Origin of the sequence: Arthrobacter sp. JUb115 (assembly GCF_004365035.1) — a bacterium.
In the GTDB taxonomy this organism is placed as follows: Bacteria; Actinomycetota; Actinomycetes; order Actinomycetales; family Micrococcaceae; genus Glutamicibacter.
In genome coordinates this window covers 1-1,296 of record NZ_SOBS01000027.1, presented here as the reverse complement: position 1 = coordinate 1,296, position 1,296 = coordinate 1, and the positions used below count along the sequence as shown (strand labels likewise).

General features: G+C 60.0%; 1 protein-coding gene and 1 pseudogene. One reads left to right on the top strand and one right to left on the bottom strand.

Translation table 11 applies throughout. The features are described from left to right. A pseudogene (locus EDF61_RS18655) lies at window positions 1–314 on the bottom strand (serine hydroxymethyltransferase); the annotation flags it as partial. A 151-nt stretch (window positions 315–465) separates the two neighbouring features. On the opposite strand from EDF61_RS18655, the gene EDF61_RS18650 reads away from it, so the two are divergent. Then, window positions 466–1,125 (top strand): GntR family transcriptional regulator, encoded by a 660-nt coding sequence (locus EDF61_RS18650; protein WP_133835123.1) that lies wholly within the window; start codon window positions 466–468, stop codon window positions 1,123–1,125. Window positions 1,126–1,296 lie beyond the last annotated feature (171 nt).

The window sequence follows — 1,296 nt, the reverse complement described above, 5'->3', positions numbered from 1 at the left end:
GAGTGCGGCTGCACGTTGGCGAACTTCGCCCCGAACAGGTCCTTGAGGCGCTCGATCGCCAGCGTCTCGATGACATCAACTTCCTCGCAACCGCCGTAATAGCGGCGGCCCGGGTAGCCCTCGGCATACTTGTTGGTCAGTACCGAACCCTGCGCCTGCATGATTGCTTGCGCAGTGTGGTTCTCCGAAGCGATCATTTCCAGGCCGCGCTGCTGGCGCGCCAGCTCAGCGTCAATACGCTGCGCGACCTCCGGATCGAGATGCGCGAGGTCTGCGGTCAGGGAATCTGCCGAGAGAGTTGAAGCTTGTGCCATTGCCCATTCCTAAATGTATGAATTGCCGACAACTGATATATCAATCTGCGATTCACTGTATGATGGAAGTCACAGCCCGGTCAATGGGTAGCCCGAAATTATTTCAGCGTGTAGCAATCACGCAGTATGGAACAGAGAAAACGGAGGCAAGATGACACTCGCCACACAGCTTCCCGTGGGCGGCGAGTCCCTGGCTGAACGCGCCTACCTGGTTCTGCGAGACCGGCTCATCATGATGGACATCGCCCCCGGCGACCCGATCAACGAAGCCCATCTGGTCAACGAACTTGGGGTCGGCCGCACGCCGTTGCGCGAGGCGCTCAAGCGCCTGGAGGTCGACCACCTGGTGCAGTCCTATCCGCGACGCGGCACCTTTGCCACCCGCGTGGACATCACGGAGCTGGCCGATATCACCGAAGTCCGCGAAGCCCTGGAACCCCTCGCCGCGGCCAAGGCAGCAGCCCTGCATGGCGGCAGTGCACGCAGTCGCATCGAGGCAACGCTCCAAGCCGTCAGCCAGCTGTCGGGCGCGAATCTCCGGCGCACGCTGATGGAGAACGACCTGGAAGTGCACCGACTGATCTACCAAGCGGCCGGCAATCACCACCTGGAGCAGACACTGATCCGCCTGGATAACCTTGCCACCCGCATCTGGTGCATGGCCCTGGATCGCCTGCCGAGCATCGACGAGCACATTGAAGAACACATCTCGCTGCTCCAAGCCATCCTCGACGGCGACGCGCAGCTGGCACAGGAGTTGGCCCTGGAGCATATCGTGCATTTCGAGACGTCGGTGCGATCCGTTCTCTAGCCGCGGCTTCACCGCTGGAGCGATGCCATGCACTGCGAAAAAATACTTATCCCCATTTCTCAGAATCGAAGACATGTTCGAACAAGCGAAGTATAATTAGAACATGTCCGAAGCAAAGGCGCACGGAAACAGCCTCACCCCACCAGCACCCCCCGAGGAATTCGACCTCCA

Excerpts from the sequence above, each read along its gene's own strand:
- EDF61_RS18650 (WP_133835123.1), top strand. The coding sequence starts at position 466 with ATGACACTCGCCACACAGCTTCCCGTGGGCGGCGAGTCCCTGGCTGAA.